Genomic DNA, 25,156 nt, shown 5'->3' with positions numbered 1-25,156 from the left:
CTTCATGTTTCACGCCCGCTTTAATTTGGCGGACGGTGAACTACATAACATCTCATGGGTATGACACAGATAAAACACGCGAAATTCCAAATCGGCCAGGTGGTGAAACACCGGCTGTTCCCGTTCAGAGGCGTTATCTTCGACGTGGACCCCGAATTCGCAAATACGGAAGAATGGTATGAGTCCATACCGGAGGACGCACGTCCTCAGCGTGACCAACCCTTCTATCATCTCTTCGCGGAAAATGCGGAATCCGAATATGTGGCCTATGTGTCCGAGCAAAATCTGCTGCCCGACGTCAGCAACGAGCCTTTGCGCCATCCGCAGATCGACGAGATTTTCGACCGACTCGACAACGGCACCTATCGGGTGAAATCGCAGCACGCGAACTAAGTTGTCCTCACCTTTAAAAGCGATAGTTCAAAGAAAAAGGGCGCTGAAAAGCGCCCTTTTATTATGACCATGGTTTTGCCGATTAGTTGGCAGCGCCCTTGGCTTTTTCCTGTTCAGCCTTCATCTTGGCTTCGAAATCTTTCTGCTTCTTCTGGACGGCGTCCTGAAGTTCCTTCTGGCGGTCTTCCAGTTCCGACTGCTTCAGAGCCGGGCCGGTGAGAGCCTGCGAGAAGCCGGTCAGGGCAACCGGGATCGGGTTCGGCTTGTTCTGATAATTGACCGAGGTCAGCGTCAGCTTGCCGCCCTTCTGGAGAGCCTTGATCAGATCGTCGTTCAGCGGTGCCTCTGCGATGCAGCGATCAGGGAAGCAGATGCCGTATTCAAGCTTTACCGCTTTGTTGTTGTCGATCTGCATGCCAACGCCAGCCGGAATCAGGCGGCCAATCGGCACGGTGACCTGGAAAATCTTGCGATTGATCTTGCCCTTGATCTCGATGAGGTTAACGGCGGTCAGCAACTGGCCGGAATCGGCAGTGATGATGTTCTGCGTGTTGCAGATGTCGTTATCTTCCTGCTTCGAGCAGACCTTGAACCAACCCTGCGGCGGCTGCTGCGCCGATGCAGGCATCGTTGCGGAGGCAAGCAAGGCGAACGCGCCAGCGATGGCCGATGTGGCAGCGATTGTCTTCGTGCTGGACATGATCAACAGGTTCCTTTCAACGCTCTGATCTGTAGTTCCCGTATTCTGGTTAGTCAGCGATAGACCGTCACTGGTTTGAAAATGCGGCAACAGCGTGACCTTTAGGACTCTTCAATCCTATTCCGGGGCGGTGTTACAACGACTGCGGGCGCGAATCCAGACCAGTTTCCATCTGGAAGGCTCGGAATCCCGTAAAATCACCATTTTCATTTGTACTGTAACGCGCGGAACACGCCCAAAATACCTATATATTATAGGATCATGATAATTTCGCCTAACGAATCAATGCTATTTCGTATTTCCTGAAAAACAAGCGCCTCACGCTTACTTACAATGGACGAATGAAGTTGAACGGATCGATCGCTCATTTGCGCAGAAAATTCCTGCTGGCAATCACGCGGGGGCTCAGATTAGGGCTTCCGGCGGCTATGGTCGTCTCGATGACGGGAATCGGTGCGCGTATGGCGCAGGCCGAAACAGCAGCTGCGCCCGATTATGCTCTCTCCATGCATGGAGACGTGGCGCTTCCTGCCGACTTTACGCATTTTCGCTATGCCAATCCTGATGCACCCAAGGGCGGCAAACTGACCGTCGGTGTTGTCGGCACGTTCGACAGCCTCAATCCGTTCGTGCTCAAAAGCATGCGCACGACTGCGCGCGGCCTGTTCAGCGATGGTGAGTTCGGCAATCTCGTCTTTGAGACATTGATGCAGCGCTCACGCGATGAACCTTTCACGCTCTACCCGCTGCTTGCGGAAAAAGTCGCCATAGACCCCGAACGGAAATGGGTGGAATTCACGCTGAACCCGAAGGCCAAATGGTCGGACGGGCAGCCAGTGACGGTGGATGATATTATCTTCACCTATCAAATTCTCACCGAAAAGGGCCGTCCCCCTTTCAACAACCGAATGAGCCGGATCGACAAGATCGAGAAGACTGGCGAGCGCTCGGTGCGTTTCAACTTCAACGACAAGTCGGACCGCGAGTTTCCGATGCTGATCGCGTCGGTGATGCCGGTTCTTCCGAAACACGCAACCGATCCGGCGACCTTCGGTAATTCCACACTGAAGCCGCCGCTCGGCAGCGGTCCCTATCTGGTGTCCGGCGTGCAGCCCGGCCAGCGCATCATCTATAAGCGCAACCCGGATTATTGGGCCAAGGACATTCCGTCCAAGCGTGGCACGGACAATTTCGACACGCTGACGATCGAATATTATCGCAACGAAACCTCCCTGTTTGAATCCTTCAAAAAAGGACTGCTCGATGTTTTCATCGAGGGCAATCCGACGCGGTGGGAAAAATCCTATGATTTTCCGGCTGTGCAGCAAGGCAAAGTCATCAAGGAGAGCTTCGAAAAGGGTACGCCCGCGAACATGCTGGGCTTCGTGTTCAACACGCGTCGTCCGATCTTCGCAGACCGTCGCGTGCGGCAGGCGCTTGGATTGCTGTTCGACTTTGAATGGGCGAACCGCAATTTGTTTGCAGGCCAGTACAAGCGCACCCAGAGTTTTTGGGAAGGCTCCGAGCTTTCTTCCGTCGGCAAACCCGCCGATGCCCGTGAAAGGGAACTTCTGGCACCCTATCCCGATGCGGTGCGTGAAGATGTGATGAATGGTACATGGCATGTGCCCGTCACCGACGGCACCGGCCATGACCGGACGCCCGCCAAACAGGCCTATGATCTTCTGATGGAAGCCGGTTTCCAGTTCCACAATGGGCTGGCCGTCGATTCCACCGGCAAGCCGCTGCAATTTGAAATCATGACGCGCTCGGCGGAAGAAGAGAAGATCGGGCTTGCCTATAAGCGCAATCTGGCCCGGCTCGGCATTACGGTGGATATCCGCACTGCTGATGACGCACAATATCAGCAACGGCTCCAGACCTTCGATTACGACATGATCCTCGGCGCTCTGTCCAGTTCGCTGTCGCCCGGCAATGAGCAGTGGATGCGCTGGGGCGCGGCGTCGCGTGATGCGCAAGGCAGCTTCAATTATCCAGGCGTGGCCGATCCCGCCGTCGATGCGATGATTGATGCGCTGCTCGCCGCGCGCACGCGTGCTGATTTCGTCAGTGCGGTGCGTGCGCTCGACCGGATATTGCTATCGGGCGATTATTATATTCCTCTGTATCACCTCCCTTATCAGTGGGTGGCACGCTGGGACCGGATCGAACATCCTGCAAAAACAGCGCTCTATGGCTTTCAGCTACCGACATGGTGGCGCGCTCAGCCTTGAGTTCTGTTTGATAAGGTCGTAATTCGCCCTAAATCCATTTCCTATAATATGCATATCGATGCGGGAGGCGTGCCTCCCGCAACCACACGGAGCATCCCGCATGAGCGAAAAGAAAATCACCATCGATGTTGTATCGGATGTCGTCTGTCCGTGGTGTTTCCTCGGACGCAAGCGGCTTGAAAATGCGCTCGCCATGCTACCCGATGTGGAAGCTGAAATTCGCTGGCGTCCGTTTCAGCTCGATCCGACACTGCCGCCGCAAGGCAAGGACCGGCAGGCCTATATGCGCGAGAAATTCGGCAACAGCTCTAAGATCGATGACATTCATAAGCAACTGACGGAGCTTGGCGAAGAAAACGGCATTGTCTTCGATTTTGAAGCCATCACTCGCGCGCCCAACACGCTCGATGCGCATCGTTTGATCCACTGGGCGGCACAGGCCGCACCCGACACGCAGAACAAGCTCGTCGGCACTCTGTTCTCGCTCTATTTTGAGCAGGGACAGGATATTGGCGACCATGAAGTGCTGGTCGATGCGGCAGCTAGCGTCGGCATGGATGCAGCCGTTGTCGCCCGTCTTCTGGAAAGCGACGCCGACAAGGCCACGATCCGCGAGGAAATCGACACCGCCAACCGTATCGGCGTGCGCGGCGTGCCCTGCTTCATCATCGATCAGAAATATGCCGTCATGGGCGCACAAAACGCCGATGTTCTGGCCGATGCCATTCGCCAGACGGCGGAAGGCTTTGAGCCGGGGATTTCGGAAGATCGGTAGACCAATTATGGCGGCGGGTTAACCCGCCGCGATTTTCGCCAGCTGCGTCATGATGACAGCCGAGCCGTTGAGACGTTTTTCCGGCGTCGGCCAGTCGCGGATGAACACAATGCTCTGATCCGGCCTGATCTTTGCCATGGAGCCCTGCTCGCCGATCATCTTCACCAGACCGACCGGATTGTTAAACGTTGCATGACGGAACTGGATGACGACGCCCTTCGGACCGGCATCCAGCTTTTCAACATTAGCGCGACGGCAGAGCGCCTTGATATAGACGATCTTGAGCAGATGCTGCACTTCTTCCGGCATCGGACCGAAACGGTCGATAAGTTCCGCACCGAAGGCGTCGATATCCTGTGGCTCTTCCAGATCGGCAAGGCGGCGATAAAGGCCGAGGCGCAATTGCAGATCCGGCACGTAGTTTTCGGGGATCATGACCGCCGTGCCGATGGCAATCTGCGGCGACCACTGGCTGTCTTCCACTTCGCCCGAACCCTTGAGGGTCGCGACGGCCTCTTCCAGCATCTGCTGGTACAACTCGAAACCGACTTCCTTGATATGGCCCGACTGTTCCTCGCCCAAGAGATTGCCGGCACCGCGAATATCCATGTCGTGGCTGGCAAGCTGGAAGCCCGCGCCAAGCGTATCCAGCGATTGCAACACTTTCAGGCGACGTTCCGCCATCTGCGTCAGCATCTTGCCCGCCGGAAGCGTGAAGAGCGCGAAGGCGCGATGCTTGGAACGACCCACGCGCCCGCGTAGCTGATAAAGCTGCGCCAGGCCAAACATATCGGCGCGATGCACGATCATCGTGTTCGCGGTCGGGATATCGAGGCCGGATTCCACGATGGTCGTCGAAAGAAGCACGTCGTACTGACCGTCATAAAAGGCGTTCATGATATCGTCGAGCACGCCCGGCGCCATCTGGCCATGCGCCACGGCGACTTTTAGTTCCGGCACATGCTCTTTCAGGAATTCTTCGATATCGCCCAGGTCGGAAATACGCGGACAGACATAGAAACTCTGACCGCCGCGATAACGCTCGCGCAGCAACGTTTCGCGAATAACGAGTGGATCGAATGGCGAAACAAAGGTGCGGACCGCCATGCGATCCACCGGCGGTGTGGTGATGAGCGAGAGTTCGCGCACACCGGTCAGCGCAAGCTGCAAGGTGCGCGGGATCGGCGTTGCCGAAAGCGTCAGCACATGCACATCGGATTTCAGCTCCTTGAGCCGTTCCTTATGCTTGACGCCAAAATGCTGCTCCTCATCGATGATGAGCAGGCCGAGATTCTTGAACTTGATCGAGTTGCCGAGCAGCGCATGCGTGCCGACGACAATATCGACCGTGCCTTCTTCCAGACCTTTCTTGGTGGCGGCCAGTTCCTTGGTGCCAACCAGCCGCGAGGCATGGGCAACGGTGATCGGCAGGCCGTGGAAACGCTTGGAGAAAGTCTTGAAATGCTGGCGCGACAAAAGCGTGGTCGGCACCACGACAGCCACCTGAACTCCGTTCAGCGCTGCGATAAAGGCGGCGCGCAACGCCACTTCCGTCTTGCCGAAACCGACATCGCCGCAGATCAGGCGATCCATCGGCTTGCCTGCGGCCAGATCATCCGCCACCGCTTCGATGGCCGTCATCTGGTCTTCGGTCTCATCATAAGGGAAGCGAGCGGAGAATTCCGCATAAAGCCCATCGGGCGGCGTCATCACCGGCGCACCGCGCATCTGGCGTTCGGCGGCGATCTGGATCAGATGGCCCGCAATCTCAAGCAGTCGCTTCTTGAGCTTGGCCTTGCGCATCTGCCATGCGCCGCCGCCAAGCTTGTCGAGAACCGCGTCGGAGCCTTCCGAGCCGTAGCGCGAGAGAAGCTCGATATTTTCGACCGGCAGGAACAGCCGGTCATCGCCTGCATAGTGAAGTTCAAGACAATCATGCGGTGCGCCCGCTGCGGTAATCGTCTTGAGGCCGATGAAACGTCCGATGCCGTGATCGACATGGACGACAATATCGCCTGCCGTCAGCGACGCCACTTCCGAGATGAAATCCTGATCACGCTTGCGGCGCTTGGAACGGCGGATAAGACGGTCGCCGAGAATATCCTGTTCGGCAACGACGACTAGGTCACCGGCATCAAAGCCGCTTTCCACGGCAAGAACTGCCGCCGTCACCTTATCGCGAGACAGCGCCTTGACGGTTGAAAGCCGATCTACCGTCTCGATCTTTTCCAGCCCGTGCTCATCGAGAACCTGCAACAGACGGTCAAGCGAACCTTCCGTCCAGGCGGCAACCAGAACTTTCTTGCCGGAGGCGCGCAGTTCGGCAATGTACTTCACCGCGGCCTCGAACAGGTTCACGTCGGTGGCGGCCCGTTCCTCGGCGAAGTTGCGGCCCTTATGGGCGTCGGCGTGTACAATGGTGCGGTTCGATACGTCCGGTGTGCCGAAGGGCGTAAGGTCGATGCGAAGTCCGCTCGCCTGCACCGCATCTTCGACCGCTTGCGGCGTGAGATAGAGGGTTTCCGGCTTGACCGGTTTATAGGGTACGGCGTCGCTGCCTGCTTCATTGCCTTCAGCCTGACGCAGCCGCGCTTCATAATGGTCCACCACCATGGTGTGACGCTCGGTCAGCGCTTCATGCACCAGATGGTCGAACACTACAGGCATGCCGCCCGCATGGTCGAAAACCGTTTCCAGATGATCGTAGAACAGCGGCAGCCAGTGTTCCATACCGGCAAAGCGACGTCCCTCGCTGACTGCCTGATAAAGCGCATCGTCACGTTGCGGCGCGCCAAACATCGCCACGTAATTCTTGCGGAACCGGCTGATCATATCGGGCGAGAGCGTGATTTCGCTCATCGGCTGCAGCACGAATTCCTTGCGCGTTCCCGTCGTGCGCTGCGATGCGGGATCGAAAGCGCGGATCGTTTCCAGCGTATCGCCGAAAAAATCCAGCCGCAAAGGTTCTTCCGCGCCCGGCGCGTAAAGATCAAGGATGCCGCCACGCACGGCAAATTCGCCAATATCGCGCACGGTCGACACACGCTCGAAACCGTTGCGTTCCAGCCGCGAAGCCAGATCGTTCATGTCGAGCTGATTGCCGGGACGCGCCGAAATCACCTGTTCGGCAATGGCCGCCTGCGGCGGCAGTTTTTGCAGTACCGCATTGGCCGTGGTGAGAATAATTGCCGGATGCGGCGTCTTCTTGAGCGCTGCCAGAGCACCCAGTGCGGTCAGCCTGCGCGCCGATGCATCGGCACCGGGCGATACGCGGTCATAAGGCAGGCAGTCCCAGGCGGGCAGATGCAGCACCGGTAGATCCGGCGCGACGAAGCCCAACACCTGCTCCAGATCGGCAATGCGCTGCCCGTCGCGCACGATATACATAATTGGCCCGCGTTCGCCGATCTCGTCCACCAGACGCGCGAGGCAGAACGCCTCGAAGCCATCGGCAACACCGTCAATGACGATGTGGCGTCCGGCTTGCGTATCCGTATTGGGCTTGAGACCAAATTTGCTGAAAACGGGCATGGATTTCTTAAAACTCTATGCGGTCACGGAAGGCGACAATATCGCGGAACAGCGGCGTATCATGTTCTGCGGGGATAGGGCTTTCGCCCGTCACCCATTTGAGAAGATCACGATCCAGCACTTCCAGAATCTGCTCGAATTCATCCAGCTGGGCATCGGTGAAACTGACAATATAAGCATCAGCATATTGGCCAAGAATCAAATCCATCTCACGCATGCCGCGATGCCAGGCGCGAAACAAAAGCTTGCGACGCCGTACATCCAGATTTTCCGCCGCAAGTGTGCTGCCAGTCATGTCGGAACTGCTCCATTTATCAAAATCGCTGCCGGTATATAGCATCTGCGACCGAACAGGGAACCTGTTTATCAGACAAGAACAAAAAGAGCACGAAAAGATGATGGCGCACACTTGCACCTGACCGCGAAGCAGTTAATGGTCTGAGCCATGCGCCCATCCATGCTCGATCCGTTTTTCGCTTCCGTCCGCTCGCTTTCCGGCATTGGCCCGAAGGTAGCGGTTTTACTTGGCAAACTTCTCGGCACCGATGTGCCCGGTGCGGAACCGAAAGTCGGCCAGCTTCTGTTTCTGCCGCCGAACAGCGTGATCGACCGGCGCAACCGCCCCGGCATTGCGCTGGCGCAGGAAGGCGCCATCGTCACGTTGGAAGTGGTCGTTGATCAGCACCAGCCTGCACCGCCTGGAAGGGGCAATGTTCCGCATCGCGTCTTTGCCCATGACGAAACCGGCGAAATTGCGCTGACTTTCTTCCATGCGCAACTGCCATGGCTGCAAAAAATGCTGCCCGAAGGCGAAACCGTCATCGTGTCCGGCAAGGTGGAATGGTTCAACGGGCGTGCTTCCATGGTACACCCGGATTACATTGCGAGCCTCGAAGACGCCGCCAATCTGCCAATGGTAGAGCCGGTCTATCCGCTGACAGCAGGCCTGTCGCCCAAAACCCTCGGACGTGCCGTCAAGGAAGCGCTGACGCGTGTTCCGCCACTGCCGGAATGGATCGACGGCCCCTTGCTGGCGCGCGAGCGTTTTCCAAGCTTTCAGGACGCGCTTGATACCCTGCACCAGCCGGAAGACCCGTCCGACATTGCGCTTGAAGGCATCACGCGGCGCAGGCTGGCTTATGACGAGTTTTTAGCCGGGCAATTGGCGCTGGCCCTCGTCCGTGCCAAGACACGCAGGCTTTCCGGTCGACCGCTGGAAGGCACCGGACGCATTGTGACCGAAATCATGCGGCACCTGCCCTATCGCCTGACCAAGGGGCAGGATCAGGCCGTGCGTGAGATCATCACAGACCTCAAGTCGCCGGAGCGCATGTTGCGGCTTCTGCAAGGCGATGTCGGTTCCGGCAAAACCGTGGTGGGCCTGCTTTCCATGGCGCATGCCGCCGAATCCGGCGGTCAATCGGCGCTGATGGCTCCAACCGAAGTGCTCGCCCGCCAGCATTTCGCAACCATCGCGCCGCTTGCCGAAAAAGCCGGGCTGAAAGCTGCCCTGCTGACGGGCCGCGAAAAAGGCCGAGACCGCAACGCCGTGCTGGAAGGCTTGAAAAGTGGCGAAATCGATATCGTCATCGGCACCCATGCGCTGTTTCAGGAAAAGGTCGAGTATCACGACCTCGTTCTGGTCATCATCGACGAGCAGCACCGCTTTGGCGTGCATCAGCGCCTGATGCTGACGGCAAAGGGCACCGCCCCCGATATGCTGGTGATGACAGCAACACCGATCCCGCGCACGCTGGTCCTGACCGCATTCGGCGATATGGACGTTTCTAAGCTCACCGAAAAACCCGCCGGACGACAGCCCATCACAACCGCGATCCTGCCGATGGAACGTATGGGTGAACTGGTGGAGCGCATCCGCAAAGCGGTTCAGGAAGGGCAAAAAATCTACTGGATCTGCCCGTTGGTGGAGGAATCCGAAGTCGTTGAACTGACCTCAGCGGAAGAGCGTTTCGAAAGCCTCAAATCCGTGTTTGGTGACCGGATCGGCCTTATCCATGGCCGTATGAATGGGGCCGAAAAAGACGAAGCGATGCGCGCCTTCAAGCAAGGCGAGACGCGGCTTCTGGTTGCCACCACCGTTATTGAAGTCGGCGTGGACGTGCCCGACGCAACCATCATCGTCATTGAGCACGCCGAACGGTTCGGCCTGTCGCAATTGCATCAGTTGCGCGGGCGTGTGGGGCGTGGCGACAAGCCATCGACCTGCCTTCTGCTCTACAAGGGACCACTGGGTGAAATCGGACAGGCGCGGCTGAAGGTGATGCGCGAGACGGAAGACGGTTTCCGCATTGCCGAGGAAGACCTGAAACTGCGCGGCGAAGGCGAGCTGCTCGGCACCCGCCAGTCTGGCACGCCGGGTTTTCGTCTGGCTTCCATCGAGGCGCATGGCGATCTTCTGGAAATCGCCCGCAAGGATGCACGTTATATCCTGACCAGCGATCCCGATCTGGAATCCGAACGCGGGCAGGCACTGCGTGTGCTGCTCTATCTCTTCGGACGCGATGAAGCGATAAGGCTGCTTAGGGCCGGATAACAGAACGAATAAAGGACGCACTACCGCTCCCCTCACCCTGAGCTTGTCGAAGGGTGGGCAGTAACGCCTTGTCCTTCGAGACAGTGCTTCGCACTTCCTCAGGATGAGGCGTTATGAGACGTCGAGGCATAGATCGACGTCTTCTATCACTTCATTAAGATAACTCTATAACGAGCTAATTTTATTCAACCGTAACCGATTTTGCCAGATTGCGCGGCTGATCGACGTCCGTGCCCATCAGGACAGCGGTGTGATAGGCCAGCATCTGGATCGGCAGCGCATAGACGAGCGGCGTGATGAATTCCGGCACGTCCGGCAGGACGATCGTTGCCATCGTATCGACGCTGGCGCTTTCCGCACCTCGTCTGTCGGTGATCAGGATGATGCGACCGCCACGGGCCGCCACTTCCTGCATGTTGGAAACGGTCTTTTCATAAAGACGGTCAGACGGTGCAATGACGATGACCGGCATGGTTTCATCGATCAGCGCGATTGGGCCGTGCTTCAACTCGCCGGCGGCATAGCCTTCGGCGTGGATATACGAGATTTCCTTGAGCTTCAGCGCGCCTTCCATGGCAAGCGGAAAGGACGTGCCACGACCGAGATAAAGAACGTGATTGACCTTGGCGAGATCGGTACAAACTGCCGCGATTTGATCTTCCAGCTTCAGCACTTGATTGAGGAAACGCGGGGCTTCGGAAAGCTGGCGCAGCAGTTCCTGTTCGCGCGCATCGTCAATCGCGCCGCGCGCCTTGGCGGCGGCGATGGCGAGCGACGCCATGGCCGAAAGCTGGCAGGTGAAGGCCTTGGTGGAGGCAACGCCAATTTCCGGACCGGCAAGCGTCGGGAACACGGCATCGGATTCACGCGCGATGGTCGAGCCTGTGACGTTAACGACGGCGGCAATCTTCAAGCCTTGCGACTTGCAATAACGCAGCGATGCCAGCGTATCCGCCGTTTCGCCGGACTGGGAAACGAACATCGCCAGCGAATCTTTCGACAACGGCATTTCGCGATAGCGGAATTCCGATGCGATATCGCTATCGACCGGCAGACGGGCAATCTGTTCGAACCAGTATTTACCCACCGATGCGGCATAGTAAGCCGTGCCGCAGGCTGAAATCGTCAGACGATCAATCTTGCTGAAATCGACGCCGATCGCTTCCTGACGCACCTTGCCGGTGGTGAAATCGAGATAATTGGCAAGCGTATGCGAAATCACTTCCGGCTGCTCAAACATCTCCTTCTGCATGAAGTGACGATGATTGCCCTTGGAAATGAGCATATTGGCCGTCTGCGTCTTCTGGATCGTGCGCTCGACCTGATTGTTGTTCTCGTCATAAATGGTGACGCCCTTGCGGGTCAGCACAGCCCAGTCACCATCTTCCAGATAGGCAATGGTGTCGGTGAAGGGCGACAGCGCAATCGCGTCGGAGCCCAGGAACATTTCGCCGTCGCCATAGCCGACAGCCAGCGGCGGTCCCTGACGGGCGCCGATGAGCAGTTCTTCGTCGCCTTCAAACAGGAATGCGAGCGCGAATGCGCCATGAAGCTGCGGCAGGCAATCGCGCACGGCCTCAACCGGCGACTTGCCCTTTTCCAGCTCACGCGTCACCAGATGCGCAACGGCTTCGGTGTCGGTTTCGGTCTGGAACTTGCGGCCTTCGGCTTCCAGCATGGTGCGCAGTTCGGCAAAGTTCTCGATAATGCCGTTATGAACCACCGCAAGGCGCTCGGTGATGTGCGGATGCGCATTACGCTCCACCGGCTTGCCATGGGTAGCCCATCGCGTATGACCGATGCCTATCACGCCCGGAAGCGGCTCACCGGCAAGGCGCTTTTCCAGATTGACGAGCTTGCCTTCCGCACGACGGCGGTCAAGCTTGCCGCCCTGCAAGGTGGCGATACCGGCGGAGTCATAACCGCGATATTCCAGTCGTTTCAGAGCATCGACCAGAAGCGGCGCGACTTCATCCTTGCCGATAATACCGATAATTCCACACATGCATCTGCTCCAGATCTGGGTCGCTTGCTTTTGCCAGCCGGTTTAAAGACTCTAAAGCGGAACGGCAAGCCAAGCCATCCGCCCTGGGGTCGTCTGATAGTCGATTTATTTCGATGAGGTTTTAGCCGCTTTGATGGCGGCATACTTCTCCCGCAGGATCTTGCCCCGGCCTTCTTTGGTTTCCTGTCGGGCACGACCGAAAGCCAGCGCGTCGGCAGGCACATTGTCGGTGATCGTGCTGCCGGATGCGACATAGGCGTTGTCGCCGATTTCCACCGGCGCCACCAAAGAGGAATTGGAGCCGATAAAGGCATTTTCGCCGATAATCGTCTTATACTTGTTGTAACCGTCGTAATTGCAGGTGATCGTCCCTGCCCCGATATTGCTGGATGCGCCGACGGTCGCATCGCCGATATAGGTCAGGTGATTGATCTTGGCACCCTTGCGCACATCGGCGTTCTTCACTTCGCAGAAATTGCCGACCTTGGTTTTCTCGCCGAGCTTTGCACCGGGACGCAGTCGTGCAAAAGGCCCGATTTCCGCGCTCGGACCGACATTCGCGCCTTCCATATGCGAGAAGGAATGAATGAGCGCACCCGTTGCAACATGTACGCCCGGACCGAAGAATACGTTCGGCTCGATGATGACGTCAGCTTCAACCAGCGTGTCATGGCTGAAGAACACCGTTTCCGGCGCGATCAGCGTCACACCGGCCAGCATCATCTCGCGGCGCTTGCGGTTCTGCCAGATGGCCTCGGCTTCCGCGAGTTCTGCACGGTTGTTGATGCCGATGACATTATCAACCGGCACTTCGATGGCGGTTACGTTGAGGCCCTTGTCATGCGCGATGGCCACAATGTCGGTAAGATAATATTCGCCCTTGGCATTGTCGTTGCCGACTGCATCCAGCAGTGCAAGAGCATGACTGCCGCGCACGGCCATCAAGCCGCCATTACAGAAGCCGATCTTCTTCTGGGCGTCCGTCGCTTCCTTTTCTTCGACAATGGCGACCAGTCGGTCACCGTCTTCGATCAGGCGGCCATAGCCGTGCGGGCTGGTCGGACGGAAACCGATTACAACGATATCGGCGCCATCGGCCAGACGCGAACGCGCGGCCTGCAGAGACTGCGCTTCGATCAGTGGCGTATCACCGAAGACGATCAGCAGATCATCATAGCCATTTGCAATCGCCTCACGCGCGGCAAGCACGGCATGGGCCGTACCGAGGCGTTCCGTCTGTTCGAAAGAGGACACTGGACCCGCGATTTTCTCAACCGCGCCGCGCACGTCTTCCGCTCCGCGTCCGACGACCAGCGCGACATCGCTTTTGCCTGTCCCCTGCACGGCCTTGACCACATGGCAGACCAGCGGCAGGCCCGCGACTGCATGCAGCACTTTCGGCAGGCTTGATTTCATGCGTGTGCCTTCGCCGGCAGCAAGCACGATGGAAAGGCAAGTACGGTCTGTCATGACATTATCCAGAAAATCGTGATGTTCATCCGCTTTAACATCAAAGCGTATATGGAAGCTTACGGTTGTTGCCTAGCCCAGACGCCCCAACGCTGGAAAAGTCTCCAGTAGCCAGAACGAGAAGGATTGCATGCCGCCGGTCAGGAACAGGACCCCGGCCACGACGAGCAGTGCGCCCATTGCCTTTTCCACCTTGCCGAGATGCACACGGAAGCGGGACAGGAAGCGCATGAAGGCGCCGGAGAAAAGCGCAGCGACCAGAAAAGGAATACCAAGCCCCAGCGAATAGATTGCGAGCAGAAGCGCCCCCTCGCCGACGGTGCTGCTGCCACCGGCCAGTGTCAGGATCGGCCCCAACACAGGGCCGATGCAGGGCGTCCAGCCGAATGCGAAGGCCAGCCCCATGACATAAGCGCCGAGCGGCGAAGCAGGCGCATTGCGTGCCTGAAAGCGCGCCTCGCGCGACAGGAAGGACAAGCGCAGCAGGCCCAGAAAATTGAGGCCCATAAGTATGATGACCACACCGGCGACAATGGCGATCTCCTGCTGCCATGCGCGCAAAAATGCACCGATAGACGATGCGCCAGCACCCAGCGCCACGAAAACTGTGGTGAAGCCGAGGACGAAGCAGATAGCGGCAAAGGCAAGCGAGCGACGCGCGGACGGTTCAGCCGCAACGCGGGCGGCTTTATCAGCGCGGAAATCTTCAACGCTCACGCCAGCCATATAGCAAAGATAAGGGGGCACCAGCGGAAGAACGCAGGGCGATAAAAAGGACAGCGCTCCCGCACCAGCCGCCGTCATGTAGGAAACATCGAGCACGATTACCTCATTCGTTCATGAAATTGCTTGCTGCCCGGGCGAACCGCAGGCTTATATAGACCAAGTTTTGTGCAACTCTGAATATTTTTGATACAATAGGACATTAGAACACAAGTTTGCCCAAAATCGGGATCACTCCCCGCCTTTACTATAATTTGTTGATTGCTCCAACTGGACGACGCTCCGATGAGCTTGATTGATGATGAAGTGCCTTCTCAACATAACGCTGCGTCTTCCGGGCCTTTAGGCTGGCTGAGGCGATATCAGCATTTTCTGTTTCCGGTTGCGGGCATCGCCATCGCGCTGCTGGCGATCTATGTTCTGGAAACAATGCTCCAGCACACGTCGCGTTCGGAAACGCTTGCAGCACTGCATAGCATTTCCTGGACGACGCTGGCGCTCGCCGTCTTCTTTACGGTGTTGAGCTATGCCGCTGTCGCTCTTTACGATGTCGTGGCCGTAGACACCATCGCGCCAAACCAGATTCCGCGCCGTATCGCGGCGGTTGCAGGCGCTGCGGGCTATGCGATTTCCAATGCGCTCGGCTTTTCGCTTTTGACCGGCGGCGCGCTGCGCTATCGCATCTATGCCGCCGAAGGCGTCAGCCTCGCCGATATCGGCAAGATCGTCGGCACATCGTGGTTCGCAATCTGGTTTGCGCTGATCATCATGGTCGGGGCTGCACTCCTCATCGATCCCCAGGATGTGCCTTGGCTATCCGCCATCGATTCGCGCATCGATATCGTGGCGGGCGTGGTTATCCTCGGCGGCATCGGCTGGCTTATCTACTGGCTGTCGCATGGCGAGCGCAGCGTCAGGATCGGTTCGTTCAGCCTGCGCCTTCCCAATTCCAAAGGCGCACTGATCCAGATTTGCGCCGGATTGGTCGATGTCGGCGCTGCCGCGGCCACACTCTACGTCCTGATGCCCGCTGATGCAGTGCCAAGTTTCGCCGTCTTCGCACTCGTCTATGTGATCGCCATTGTTCTCGGCATCGCCAGCCACGCGCCCGGCGGCCTCGGCGCCTTCGAAGCAACGATCATCGCCGGGTTGGGCCTCGGCGGAAAACCGGACGCGATCGCAGCACTTCTCGCCTATCGCATCATCTACACGGTCATGCCGCTCGTCGTGGCAACGGCTGGCATTCTCGTCTGGGAAGCGATGCGGCGGCGTCAGATGCTGGGCAAACAGGCCGCCTTCGCCAAACGCCTTTTCGAGCCTCTGGTGCCAAGCCTTTCCGCTGGCATCATCTTTCTGGGCGGCATCATCCTGCTCATTTCGGGCGCGACACCCAATTTGCGCTATCGCGTTGAGCTTTTGTCCGACATCGTGCCTGAATTCCTGATGGAAATGTCGCATCTGGCGGCAAGCCTCGTGGGCGTCGCGCTGCTCATCGTTGCGCGTGGCCTTTCCAAGCGTCTGGAACGGGCTTGGGTTGCGGCGATGACGCTGCTTCTCAGCGGAGCGGTGTTTTCACTCGCCAAGGGCCTCGACTGGGAAGAAGCCGTCATTCTCTGCATCTTCGCTTCAACGCTCTGGAATTTTCGCGATTCCTTCTATCGCCGCCCGATATCCGGACCTTTCGAACTGAGCTGGAACTGGATCACCACAGTCGGCACCACGGTGCTTGTTTCCACATGGCTTGGCTTCTTCGTTTACCGGCACGTCGAATATTCGAGCGATCTTTGGTGGGATTTCGCATGGAGCGGGAATGCGCCACGCTTCCTGCGGGCGACCGTGCTGGTTTTTGCAGTGGTCGCCGCTGTCGGCCTGCATTCGATCATCAACCGCAACAGCCATCGCAGGCGAAAGGTCGATTATTCGATCCCCGAAGTAGTGCCTACTCTGGTGGCGGAATGTCCGCATACGGACGCGGCGCTGGCCATGTTGGGGGACAAGCAGTTTCTGCTCGCACCGGATAACAGCGCCTTCATCATGTATGCCCAATCCGGTGGCAGCCTGATCGCGCTCGGCGAGCCGATCGGCAACCCCGAAACCGGCAAGGAAACGGCATGGTCGTTTCACGCGCTTGCGGACAGATTAGCGCTGCGCACGGTTTTCTACGGCGTTGGCCCGCAAAGCCTGCCGCTGTTTCTCGACATGGGGCTTGTCGCACTGAAACTAGGCGAAGTGGCCCGCGTGAACCTGACGGACTTTTCACTGGAAGGGCCGCGTCGCCAGCCATTCCGCTATGCCGACCGCAAGATCGACAAGGACGGCCTCACCTTCGAAATTATTCGGGCGGCTGACATTCCACCGATCCTCCCGCGCCTGCGTGAAATTTCCAACGCCTGGCTCGATTTCAAATCCGGCAGCGAAAAGGGATTCTCGCTCGGCTATTTCGATGACGACTATATGCAGCGCTTCGATGTCGCCGTGCTGAAAAGCGAAGGCGAGATCGTGGCCTTTGCCAATCTGTGGCGCGGCGCAAACAAATACGAGATCACCGTGGACCTGATGCGCTATATGCCCAATGTGCACAAGCTGCTGATGGATGCGCTTTTCGCCAAGCTGCTCATGTATAGCAAAAACGAAGGCTACCAGTGGTTCAATCTCGGCGCGGCCCCGCTTGCCGGACTGAGCGGCAGCAGGCTCGCCTCGCGCTGGAACCGGCTCGGCTCCTTCATCTACAAGCGCGGTGCGGACCTCTATCATTTCGACGGATTGAAAGCCTTCAAGGAAAAATTCGATCCTGTCTGGACCCCGCATTACATGGTCTGCCCCGGCGGACTGGAAACACCGCGCGCCCTTCTCGACGCCACAACCCTGATCAACGGCAGCCCACTGGAGTTCATCCGTAAATGAAGAAAGAACGCGTCCTCTTTACCGTGGTCGGGCTTGTGCTGCTTGGAGCGGCGGGCGTTTACGCGTCGCTGCATACTGGCAAGATCGCCCGCATGTGGACCAAACTTACAGGCTCTGAAGAGCCGGTCATTCATGCAAGCGCCGAACGGCTGTCGAGCATCCCGGTCTATATGCCGAACGGTGACCCGGTCGGACTTACGATCCTTCTCAGCGACGAGGCGGGCATCGGCGAGAAGGAGCGCGCCTATATGGACGCGCTGCTTGCGAAAAACATGATCGTCCTGCCGGTGGAACTCGGCCCATGGCGGGCTTCGCTCGATAAGGAAGATGGCGAATGCAACTACCTCGACTCCGATTTTGAGGCCATCGCCAAGGAAGCGCTGCGCGGGCTTGATCTCGATGTCTATTTCCATCCGGTGCTGACCGGCATCGGCCAGGGTGCGACGATTGCCTATGCCGCGGCGTCGGATTCGCCCGATGCGACCATTGCGGGCGCTGTCTCGCTCGACCCTGCCCCGGCGAAAACCCGCCTGCCCTCCTGTACAGAAAAGGCGGCTGCGACGAAAACACCGGATGGTGCATTTACCTATGCTTTTGGCGCCCAGATACCAGCACCTGCTCTGGTGGTCGCCCCTCCCGGAACGGAGACCAACAACCCGGTCGAAGCACGGCAACAAAATATCGCCATTCTCCAGAGCGCCAAGGATTTCCCGGCGCGCATGAAAATGGCGGTTGATAACATTGTCGCCATGGCTGATCAGGACGCCAAGAATGAAGCCCTGCCGATTGTCAATCTTCCCGCCAAGGGCGGCAATGCGGAGATGGTCGCGGTCTTCTATTCCGGTGACGGCGGCTGGCGCGATCTCGACAAATCCATCGGCGAATGGCTGCAAGCGCATGGCGTACATGTCATCGGCGTCGATTCTCTGCGCTATTTCTGGTCGGAGCGCACACCGGAAGAAATCGCCAAAGACACCACGGCAATGATCAGGAAGGCCGATCCGACAGGGAAATTGCCTGTTGCGGTGCTTGGCTATTCCTTCGGGGCCGATACTTTCCCCTTCGCGTGGAAATATCTCGATCCAGCCATTCAGGACCGCACAAAAATGATCGGGCTGCTTGGTGTCGAAACCACGACAACCTTTCAGGTCTCCATTGAAGGCTGGCTTGGTATGGATGGCGACAAGGATGTCGTTCCGGCGATTTCCAGCATTCCGCTCGACCGTGTCGTCTGCGTCTATGGCGAGGAGGAAGACGACACCGCCTGCACGGCAAGCGAGTTGAAGGGCATGGACGTCATGAAACTGGCGGGTGGCCACCACTTCGACGAAAACTACGAGCCGATTGCAGCCGCCCTGCTCGACAAAATGCGCGCACGCGCCGGTCTGCCGCCGCGCCCGTCAAGCTGACGGGCGACTTCCGGTAAAGGCGCTAACCCTTTATCGCGCCTGACGGATTTTGCGCGCCAAGCGCGCGCTGCACCGCCACGCGGGCCGACGCGAGATCGGGCATGACCCAGTTCGGCTCGCCACCCAGAAACTTGTCGAGGAAGGCTATCGCATAGCCCGGCATGTCGGCCACGTTTTCCCGGTAAGACCACCAGGTTCGCAAATCGTCCGCACAGGCGTCGATATCCTGTGCCACGCCGAATTCCTGCTCCTGCACGGCGGCAATCGCGCAAATGCAGTAATTGGTATAGAGGAACCCCTCCGGCCAGAAGGCGATAATGTCGTGTTGCGGCGTATTCTCGCCCTCGTTCGCCTTCGGGATCGATAACGCCCGGGCAGGCGACAGGCGGATCAGTTCACGCAGAACCAGCCCGGCGGCAAAGGTGATGAAATCCTTGCGGTCCACCTTGGCATAACGCTTGTTCTGCTCGACCAGTTCTACCCAGTTCAGAAAAGCTTTCGTCAGTTTCTGCTCGTCGATCTCATAATCGACACCATAGACATCATGGAGAAGACTGGCGTGTTTGCGAAACGTCGCCCTGAACCAGCGCAACTGCCGCAAGCGACGCCGCAAGTCCGGCATCGATGCCATCTGGTTCTTCAAAAGCAAATCCATATTCCACGCCTCCAATGCCGACAGACCATATGCGAAACCGCTACCGTTGTCAGCTTGTCCTTCCCGCAATCTTCACCTCATAATTATACATATTGACATTTAAGAAAACAAATGTTCTGTGAAGAGGCGGAGACTGGCGGCGCTCAAAGACGCACGAAGCCTCCGGTGGAGGAGGAGAAAATGGCTATCTGGCAATGGGCTTTACTGGCTTTGGCTCTTTTATGGGGAGTGCAGTCGCTGGGCGTCTGGTTTCAGATGCGCCATTACTCCGACGTGCTGAAAGGCGTCACATCCCGCTACTCTGACGGATTCGTGGGTGCAGGCCATGTGCGCGGGCGCTTCGGCAAAGGCGTCATTGTCATGATCGTGGTTGACCGCGACCTGAAGGTCCGGCGCTTTCTCGAAATGAGCGGACGAACCGTGTTCGCAAAGTTCAAGCGGCAGGAAGCCTATGAGGGCATGCCGTTCAATGCCTTGCGGCGTGAACAGGAAGCGCTCGAAAAGTCGCCTGTCAATGCTGCCGCAAAGCAGGCGATGGACCAGATCGACCGCATCCGCGAACAATCCGACGGCACGTCTCTCGAAGGACTGAAGCTGGCGCACGCCTGAGCGTGTGTCCAACCGTGAACTGGGTGGCAATGTTCAGGGGTATCGCCCGACGAGGACGGGCGTGGAGGAGGAGAAATGTCTATAGCTGCAATGCTGGCGCAAGGCGCCGATACGACCTTACAGTCCTTGCATGTGGCGAGCCAGATGGCCGCCAACATAGCAACGGACGCGGTGTTTCACGGCAAGCTAGCCGTCGAACACGGTAGCGATAACCTTGTGCAGCTTGCACAGGCAACCGGCACGGACAATCTGACTGTCGATCAGTTCAAGGAACGACTGCAAAACGTCACTCAAGAAGAACAGCTGGGCTGGCTGGCCTCGATCGGCAAGCACTTCATCGGCATCTTCCAAAAGGGTGGCGAAGTGTTTTCCGGTTTTGTGACCGGCATCATTCCGACCCTGGTGGTTCTGATGACCGCCTTCTACGCAATCACCGAACTCGTCGGCGAAAAGCGCGTGCACGGTTTGGCACAGGGTGCGGGCCGCATCGCGCTAACCCGTTATACGGTTCTGCCGGTGCTGTCGGTGTTCTTCCTGACCAATCCGATGGCCTATACCTTCGGTTCGTTCCTTGAGGAAAAGCACAAACCTGCCTTTTACGACGCGGCAGTGTCCTATGTGCATCCGCCACTTGGCCTCTTCCCGCATATCAATCCCGGCGAATATTTCGTCTGGGGTGGCGTACTCGTGGCGCTGCTTGAACTGGAAAAGAAAGGCGCTGTCGCCAATGGCTATCACATCAATGTGGCCATCTGGTACGCCATCGTCGGCCTCGTCGTGATCCTGCTCAAAGGCATGCTCACCGAACGCATCACCGCCATCATGGCGCGCCGTCAGGGCATCGAGCTTTAAGGCGCGCGGGAGGACATCATGGCCAAAACCTACAAATCCGTTAGAATTTCCCATGGCTCCGGTGGCTGGGGCGGACCGCTCGTCATCCAGCCGACCGAACAGCGCAGCAAAATCGTATCCGTGACCGGCGGCGGCATTCATCCGCTCGCCAGACAGATCGCGGAAATGACCGGGGGCGAAGCCGTAGACGGTTTCCGCGCTCCCCCCATTGAAAGCGAAATGGCCGTCGTCGTGGTCGATTGCGGCGGCACCGCCCGTTGCGGCGTCTATCCGCGCAAGCGCATCCCGACCGTCAACCTGACGCCAGTCGGCCAGTCAGGCCCCCTGGCGCAGTTCATCACCGAAGACATTTATGTCTCCGGCGTAAAGCCAGAAAATGTCGTTCCTGCTGATGGTTCCGAGGCTCCTGCAGCCGCAGCTTCCTTAGGAGCTGCCGCCGCCAAGGCCGATGAAAAGCCTGCAGTGCCGATCGATACGTCGAATGATGGCGGCCTCGTCGGGCTGATCAGCCGGATCGGCCGCGTCATGGGCCGTGTCGTCGGCATTTTCTTCAACGCCGGTCGCCGCACCATCGATCAGGTCATCCGCAACGTTCTGCCATTCATGGCTTTCGTGACGATGCTGATCGGTCTCATTCTTTACACCGGCATCGGCGATATTCTTGCCCAGCCGATGGGACCACTCGCCAACAATATCATTGGCCTGCTTGTGCTGTCGGCTATCTGCGGCTTGCCGTTTCTTTCTCCGATCCTTGGACCGGGCGCAGTCATCGCGCAGGTAGTGGGTGTGGCCATTATCGGCCCGCAGATTGCCAATGGCACCATCGCTCCGGCAATGGCCCTGCCCGCGCTCTTCGCCTACAACACGCAGGTCGGTTGCGACTTCGTGCCAGTGGGTCTGGCGCTCGGTGAAGCCAAACCGAAGACGATTGAAATCGGCGTGCCTGCGATCCTGATCAGCCGCCAGATCATGGGCCCTGTCTCGGTGCTCATCGCCTGGCTCGTCAGCCTCGCCGTGCTTTGACGCAAACTGGCTCGTCGCATCAAAGCGGCGGGCCACTCCTCCCAATCTCTGCCTTTAATTTTCGGCATCCTCATCTCCCCAATTTTTGGAGGATGCCGATTGAGTGAAATTGAAAAGGACTGCCGCCATGCCGATACATCTCAAGACACGGATCACCGCAATTGGTCCCGAAGTGGCTGATCTCGCCGAAGGCGGCGTTCTGATCCTGTTTGCAGAGGGCTCCCCGCCCGAACTGGCGGAAGTCTCGGTGATGCACGCAGTCGAAGATGGTCCGCAGGAAGCTGCGCCGCCGGTTGGCGCGCTGATCACCATTGGCGACATTACGGCAAACATTACGGCGGTTGGAACAAGCGCCTGGCAAAAAGTGCGTGACATCGGTCATGTGGTGATATCGTTTACCGGGGCCGACTCGACCGACCGTCCGGGCGAAATCTGTGCCAGCGAAGTTGACGGCGCCGCTCTGGTTGCCGTGCTGCGCGAAGGACATATGATCGTCATCAGCGACTGATCTCAAGAAGCATTCATGATCCAAGGCTCTCAAATGGAACGCTCCACCATCGTCCGGGTGCATGAAGGGTTGCATGCGCGCCCCGCCACCCGTTTCGTCAAGCTCGCCAAGGGGTTCGAGTGTAATATCGAGATCGCAAAGAGCGGCAAAAGCGTCAGCGCGAAAAGCTCCGTTAAGCTCATGCTGCTTGGCGTGAAGGAAAATGACGAAGTCACCGTCAGCGCCGAAGGGGCTGACGCGATTGAAGCACTGGAAGCGCTGATCGGCTATCTCGAAAACCCGCGCGCGGGGCTTGAGGAAAATGACGGCGCAGCCGTTGCCGCGGTGGTGGAGACTGCTCCCGTCGCCGTCCCGGTCGCGAGTGTTGCGATTGCAGCGTTGCCGGAAGGCCAGATCAAGGGCGTTGCCGCCAGTGAAGGTCTTTCGCTTGGCGAGGCGTTTCCGTTTTTCCCTGCCGAAATCACGCCCGGCACCGGCAAGCTGGCACCTCACGAAATCGCACCGGAAATCAGCCGTTATGAGGCCGCTGTTGCAACTGTTCAAGAGCGGATGGAACATTCGCTCGCGCGCGGCGATCTCGCCGAAAGTGATCGCGGCATCGTTGCTGCATTGAAGGACATTGCCTCCGACGACAGCCTGCGGGATGAAGCGCTCGCCCTTATTCGCGGCGGCATGGATGCGGTCTCCGCAACGCTCGGCGCTGCCTCGACGGTCGCGCAGCAATTCGCCAACCTCGACGATCCCTATCTCAATGCCCGCGCCGACGATGTGCATGCAATCAGCCGCCAGATTTGTCTCGCCTTGCTCGGTCAGGAAGACCTCAATCTCGACGGACTACCGGACGGTGCCATTCTGATCGCCGAAGACATCGGCGCTTGGGACTTGGCCCGCGCACCGCTGAAGCGCATTCGCGGCGTGGTTTGCGGCCATGGCGGCGCGACCTCGCATGTCGCGATCATCGCGCGCACGCACGGAATCCCGGCAGTGCTTGGACTTGGCGACGCTGTTCATAGACTGAAGACAGCGCGACAGGTTGCCGTCGATGGCAGTGCGGGCATTGTCCATCATGACCCGGATGCCTCCGTTCTGGCCGAAATCGAAAGCCGCATTGCCAAGGCCACGGAAGAACAGCGTGCGCTGGACAAGTATCGTGACTACACGCCGCATCGCGCCGATGGCGTGGTGATTGAGGTTGCGGCCAATCTCGGCGCTTTGGAGGAAATCGAAGCGGCCCAGACCGCAGGCGCGATGGGCGTCGGCCTGTTCCGCACCGAGCTTCTGTTCATGAAGCATATCCATTTGCCGTCCGAAGACATGCAAATGGAAACCTATGCATCACTTCTGCGCGCTTTCGCACCCCAGTCTGTCATTGTCCGCACACTCGATATCGGCGGTGACAAGCCCGTCGCCGGCATCGAGTTTCCCGAGGAGGAAAACCCGTTCCTCGGCTGGCGCGGCATCCGCATGTGCCTTGACCGCCCGGAGGTGTTTAAGCCGCAATTGCGCGCCCTACTTCGCGCCGCCGTGCACGGCAATCTGAAGGTCATGCTACCGATGGTTTCCGATATCGAGGAGATTCGGGCGACAAAAAGCCTGATTGCCGAATGCGAGCGCGAGCTGGCAGCAGAAGGCAAGCCTTACGGCACGTTTGAACTGGGTGTTATGATCGAAACACCGGCAGCGGTTTTCGCAGCCGATCAGCTGGCCAAGGAATCCGCCTTCTTCTCCATCGGCACCAATGATCTAACGCAATATGTCATGGCGGCAGACCGTCTCAACCCGACGGTCGCGAGGCTCAACGACGTGCATCATCCAGCTGTAATAGCGGCCATTGAAATGACCGCGAAAGCAGCCACGACAGCGGGCATCATGGTTGGCATGTGCGGGGAAGCGGCAGGCAAGCCGGATTTGATACCGGAATTTATCCGCATGGGACTGACCGAGCTCAGCATGAGCCCGGCTTCCATTCCCCGCGCCAAGAAAATCATCGCCGATCTGTTCGGCGACTTAAGGTAGGTGGGCAATCAGCGTCGCGAAGAGGGTTTCGAGCTTCTTCGCGTCGTGGGTTTCTGCCGCATCCACCAGCCGCTCATAGCGTGCCTCCAGCACCATGAATACACTTTCCAGCGGATCGATATCGGCGAGATCAGCAGGTTTTACGGTCGCCAGCCCGCAAGCGAGGCAAGCTGCCGCAAGCCCGACCACTTCCGCCTTGCGCAGATTTTCCGGGTCGCACGAGGCTTCTGACGGCATCAGGCGGACGGGCTTTTCAGCCAGCGCTTCCAGATAAAGCGCGGCCAGCGCCTGTGCAACCTTTAGAGGATCGCGCAGAAGTTCCGCATGCTTGCGCAACAGACGCCCGTGGATGACCGAAAAAGCCGCTTCGTGGATAAGTGCGTTTTCAAGTCCGTAGCGCCGCATCGTTCCCTTGAGGAAATAATACATATCGCTGCGGAAACCGCGCGCACCTTCCGCGCCGGTGCCGAAATAAAAGGATAGGCTGCGCATCTGTGGCGCGCCATGATGTTTGGCCGGTTCAGACGAAATAATCGAGATTGAGATCGCTTCGGCGGCGGTCAGCGCCGTATCCATCACGCCTGCGGCATGGCCCAGAAGCGCTTCCGGCGCAGGCAGGCTGGTTTCGGGCGCACGCGAACTTTGCCGGGCGCGCCTGATCACATAGCGCACGTCACGCAGACGGTCTTTCAGATTGACGGCGATTTCATCGGAAAGTGTGCGCAGCATGCCGGTCGTCCCTCCCTGCGAGGCCAACAATCGTATCTTAACCGATACAAAAGAAGTATTGTTTTC

The 25,156-nt window shown here is 58.3% G+C and carries 19 protein-coding genes; 11 read left to right on the top strand and 8 right to left on the bottom strand.

The window, feature by feature from the left end:
- The first annotated feature begins 54 nt into the window (after positions 1-54).
- Positions 55-393 (top strand): heat shock protein HspQ, encoded by a 339-nt coding sequence (gene hspQ / locus QLQ11_RS13420; RefSeq protein ID WP_109367527.1) that lies wholly within the window; start codon positions 55-57, stop codon positions 391-393.
- An 82-nt stretch (positions 394-475) separates the two neighbouring features.
- On the opposite strand, the gene QLQ11_RS13415 is transcribed toward hspQ, so the two are convergent.
- Positions 476-1,093 carry an invasion associated locus B family protein gene (locus QLQ11_RS13415; RefSeq protein ID WP_109367528.1) on the bottom strand — a complete coding sequence of 206 codons (618 nt, stop codon included), beginning with the start codon at positions 1,091-1,093 and terminating at the stop codon, positions 476-478.
- Positions 1,094-1,434: 341 nt separating this feature from the next.
- Between QLQ11_RS13415 and QLQ11_RS13410 the strand changes: the two genes are divergently transcribed.
- Positions 1,435-3,327, top strand: coding sequence for an extracellular solute-binding protein (locus QLQ11_RS13410; protein ID WP_371831101.1), 1,893 nt, complete (start codon positions 1,435-1,437; stop codon positions 3,325-3,327).
- Positions 3,328-3,427: 100 nt separating this feature from the next.
- A complete protein-coding gene (locus QLQ11_RS13405) occupies positions 3,428-4,102 on the top strand; it encodes a DsbA family oxidoreductase (RefSeq protein WP_109367530.1) in 675 nt (224 codons plus the stop codon).
- Positions 4,103-4,120: 18 nt separating this feature from the next.
- Here QLQ11_RS13405 and mfd read toward each other — a convergent pair whose 3' ends face one another.
- Together mfd and QLQ11_RS13395 are read right to left on the bottom strand one after the other, a co-directional pair.
- Complete coding sequence (mfd, locus tag QLQ11_RS13400) at positions 4,121-7,633, bottom strand: transcription-repair coupling factor (protein WP_109367531.1); 3,513 nt, start codon at positions 7,631-7,633, stop codon at positions 4,121-4,123.
- 7 nt (positions 7,634-7,640) lie between these two features.
- Complete coding sequence (locus QLQ11_RS13395) at positions 7,641-7,928, bottom strand: succinate dehydrogenase assembly factor 2 (protein WP_109367532.1); 288 nt, start codon at positions 7,926-7,928, stop codon at positions 7,641-7,643.
- 150 nt (positions 7,929-8,078) lie between these two features.
- Here QLQ11_RS13395 and recG point away from each other — a divergent pair, with 150 nt between their 5' ends.
- Entirely contained in the window at positions 8,079-10,187 is a 2,109-nt protein-coding gene (recG, locus tag QLQ11_RS13390; RefSeq protein ID WP_283736133.1) for an ATP-dependent DNA helicase RecG, read from the top strand.
- Positions 10,188-10,368: 181 nt separating this feature from the next.
- Here the strand turns inward: recG and glmS are convergent, their stop codons facing one another.
- The 3 genes from glmS to QLQ11_RS13375 form a co-directional block, all read right to left on the bottom strand.
- Complete coding sequence (gene glmS, locus QLQ11_RS13385; RefSeq protein WP_283736132.1) at positions 10,369-12,192, bottom strand: glutamine--fructose-6-phosphate transaminase (isomerizing); 1,824 nt, start codon at positions 12,190-12,192, stop codon at positions 10,369-10,371.
- Positions 12,193-12,297: 105 nt separating this feature from the next.
- Positions 12,298-13,662, bottom strand: coding sequence for a bifunctional UDP-N-acetylglucosamine diphosphorylase/glucosamine-1-phosphate N-acetyltransferase GlmU (gene glmU / locus QLQ11_RS13380; protein ID WP_109367535.1), 1,365 nt, complete (start codon positions 13,660-13,662; stop codon positions 12,298-12,300).
- A gap of 72 nt (positions 13,663-13,734) precedes the next feature.
- Positions 13,735-14,484: a cytochrome c biogenesis CcdA family protein gene (locus tag QLQ11_RS13375; RefSeq protein WP_109367536.1), complete on the bottom strand. Its 750-nt coding sequence runs from the start codon at positions 14,482-14,484 to the stop codon at positions 13,735-13,737.
- 186 nt (positions 14,485-14,670) lie between these two features.
- On the opposite strand from QLQ11_RS13375, the gene mprF reads away from it, so the two are divergent.
- Both mprF and QLQ11_RS13365 read left to right on the top strand, forming a co-directional pair.
- Positions 14,671-17,289, top strand: a complete 2,619-nt coding sequence (mprF, locus tag QLQ11_RS13370) for a bifunctional lysylphosphatidylglycerol flippase/synthetase MprF (RefSeq protein ID WP_167836101.1) — start codon at positions 14,671-14,673, stop codon at positions 17,287-17,289.
- A complete protein-coding gene (locus tag QLQ11_RS13365) occupies positions 17,286-18,698 on the top strand; it encodes an AcvB/VirJ family lysyl-phosphatidylglycerol hydrolase (RefSeq protein WP_181376044.1) in 1,413 nt (470 codons plus the stop codon). Before mprF ends, QLQ11_RS13365 begins: the two co-directional genes overlap by 4 nt.
- A 22-nt stretch (positions 18,699-18,720) precedes the next feature.
- Here QLQ11_RS13365 and QLQ11_RS13360 read toward each other — a convergent pair whose 3' ends face one another.
- Positions 18,721-19,353, bottom strand: a complete 633-nt coding sequence (locus tag QLQ11_RS13360; RefSeq protein ID WP_283736131.1) for a hypothetical protein — start codon at positions 19,351-19,353, stop codon at positions 18,721-18,723.
- A gap of 180 nt (positions 19,354-19,533) precedes the next feature.
- On the opposite strand from QLQ11_RS13360, the gene QLQ11_RS13355 reads away from it, so the two are divergent.
- The 5 genes from QLQ11_RS13355 to ptsP all read left to right on the top strand — a co-directional run bounded on the left by QLQ11_RS13355 (position 19,534) and on the right by ptsP (position 24,361).
- Positions 19,534-19,962, top strand: coding sequence for a transcriptional regulator GutM (locus QLQ11_RS13355; RefSeq protein ID WP_109367539.1), 429 nt, complete (start codon positions 19,534-19,536; stop codon positions 19,960-19,962).
- 75 nt (positions 19,963-20,037) lie between these two features.
- Positions 20,038-20,814 carry a PTS glucitol/sorbitol transporter subunit IIC gene (locus tag QLQ11_RS13350; RefSeq protein WP_109367540.1) on the top strand — a complete coding sequence of 259 codons (777 nt, stop codon included), beginning with the start codon at positions 20,038-20,040 and terminating at the stop codon, positions 20,812-20,814.
- An 18-nt stretch (positions 20,815-20,832) separates the two neighbouring features.
- Positions 20,833-21,837 (top strand): PTS glucitol/sorbitol transporter subunit IIB, encoded by a 1,005-nt coding sequence (locus QLQ11_RS13345; RefSeq protein WP_109367541.1) that lies wholly within the window; start codon positions 20,833-20,835, stop codon positions 21,835-21,837.
- 127 nt (positions 21,838-21,964) lie between these two features.
- Positions 21,965-22,345: a PTS glucitol/sorbitol transporter subunit IIA gene (locus tag QLQ11_RS13340; RefSeq protein ID WP_109367542.1), complete on the top strand. Its 381-nt coding sequence runs from the start codon at positions 21,965-21,967 to the stop codon at positions 22,343-22,345.
- A 33-nt stretch (positions 22,346-22,378) separates the two neighbouring features.
- The gene (ptsP, locus tag QLQ11_RS13335; RefSeq protein WP_109367543.1) at positions 22,379-24,361 is read left to right on the top strand and encodes a phosphoenolpyruvate--protein phosphotransferase; all 1,983 of its coding nucleotides are present in this window, start codon (positions 22,379-22,381) and stop codon (positions 24,359-24,361) included.
- On the opposite strand, the gene QLQ11_RS13330 is transcribed toward ptsP, so the two are convergent.
- A complete protein-coding gene (locus tag QLQ11_RS13330; RefSeq protein WP_121538795.1) occupies positions 24,353-25,090 on the bottom strand; it encodes a hypothetical protein in 738 nt (245 codons plus the stop codon). The two genes, ptsP and QLQ11_RS13330, sit on opposite strands and share 9 nt — an antisense overlap.
- Positions 25,091-25,156: the final 66 nt, after the last annotated feature.

The organism is Ochrobactrum sp. SSR (genome assembly GCF_030067775.1).
GTDB classification, from domain to species: domain Bacteria; phylum Pseudomonadota; class Alphaproteobacteria; order Rhizobiales; family Rhizobiaceae; genus Brucella; species Brucella teleogrylli.
Note: the sequence above shows the minus strand (reverse complement) of the source record. Positions and strands in the feature narration are given on the sequence as shown.

Coding starts and splice junctions, on each gene's coding strand:
- QLQ11_RS13405 (WP_109367530.1), top strand. CDS start 3,428: ATGAGCGAAAAGAAAATCACCATCGATGTTGTATCGGATGTCGTCTGT.
- QLQ11_RS13410 (WP_371831101.1), top strand. CDS start 1,435: ATGAAGTTGAACGGATCGATCGCTCATTTGCGCAGAAAATTCCTGCTG.
- QLQ11_RS13350 (WP_109367540.1), top strand. CDS start 20,038: ATGTCTATAGCTGCAATGCTGGCGCAAGGCGCCGATACGACCTTACAG.
- QLQ11_RS13365 (WP_181376044.1), top strand. CDS start 17,286: ATGAAGAAAGAACGCGTCCTCTTTACCGTGGTCGGGCTTGTGCTGCTT.
- glmU (WP_109367535.1), bottom strand. CDS start 13,662: ATGACAGACCGTACTTGCCTTTCCATCGTGCTTGCTGCCGGCGAAGGC.
- QLQ11_RS13345 (WP_109367541.1), top strand. CDS start 20,833: ATGGCCAAAACCTACAAATCCGTTAGAATTTCCCATGGCTCCGGTGGC.
- ptsP (WP_109367543.1), top strand. CDS start 22,379: ATGGAACGCTCCACCATCGTCCGGGTGCATGAAGGGTTGCATGCGCGC.
- QLQ11_RS13340 (WP_109367542.1), top strand. CDS start 21,965: ATGCCGATACATCTCAAGACACGGATCACCGCAATTGGTCCCGAAGTG.
- recG (WP_283736133.1), top strand. CDS start 8,079: ATGCGCCCATCCATGCTCGATCCGTTTTTCGCTTCCGTCCGCTCGCTT.
- QLQ11_RS13330 (WP_121538795.1), bottom strand. CDS start 25,090: ATGCTGCGCACACTTTCCGATGAAATCGCCGTCAATCTGAAAGACCGT.
- glmS (WP_283736132.1), bottom strand. CDS start 12,192: ATGTGTGGAATTATCGGTATTATCGGCAAGGATGAAGTCGCGCCGCTT.
- QLQ11_RS13415 (WP_109367528.1), bottom strand. CDS start 1,093: ATGTCCAGCACGAAGACAATCGCTGCCACATCGGCCATCGCTGGCGCG.
- QLQ11_RS13395 (WP_109367532.1), bottom strand. CDS start 7,928: ATGACTGGCAGCACACTTGCGGCGGAAAATCTGGATGTACGGCGTCGC.
- QLQ11_RS13360 (WP_283736131.1), bottom strand. CDS start 19,353: ATGGATTTGCTTTTGAAGAACCAGATGGCATCGATGCCGGACTTGCGG.
- QLQ11_RS13355 (WP_109367539.1), top strand. CDS start 19,534: ATGGCTATCTGGCAATGGGCTTTACTGGCTTTGGCTCTTTTATGGGGA.
- mprF (WP_167836101.1), top strand. CDS start 14,671: ATGAGCTTGATTGATGATGAAGTGCCTTCTCAACATAACGCTGCGTCT.
- hspQ (WP_109367527.1), top strand. CDS start 55: ATGGGTATGACACAGATAAAACACGCGAAATTCCAAATCGGCCAGGTG.
- mfd (WP_109367531.1), bottom strand. CDS start 7,633: ATGCCCGTTTTCAGCAAATTTGGTCTCAAGCCCAATACGGATACGCAA.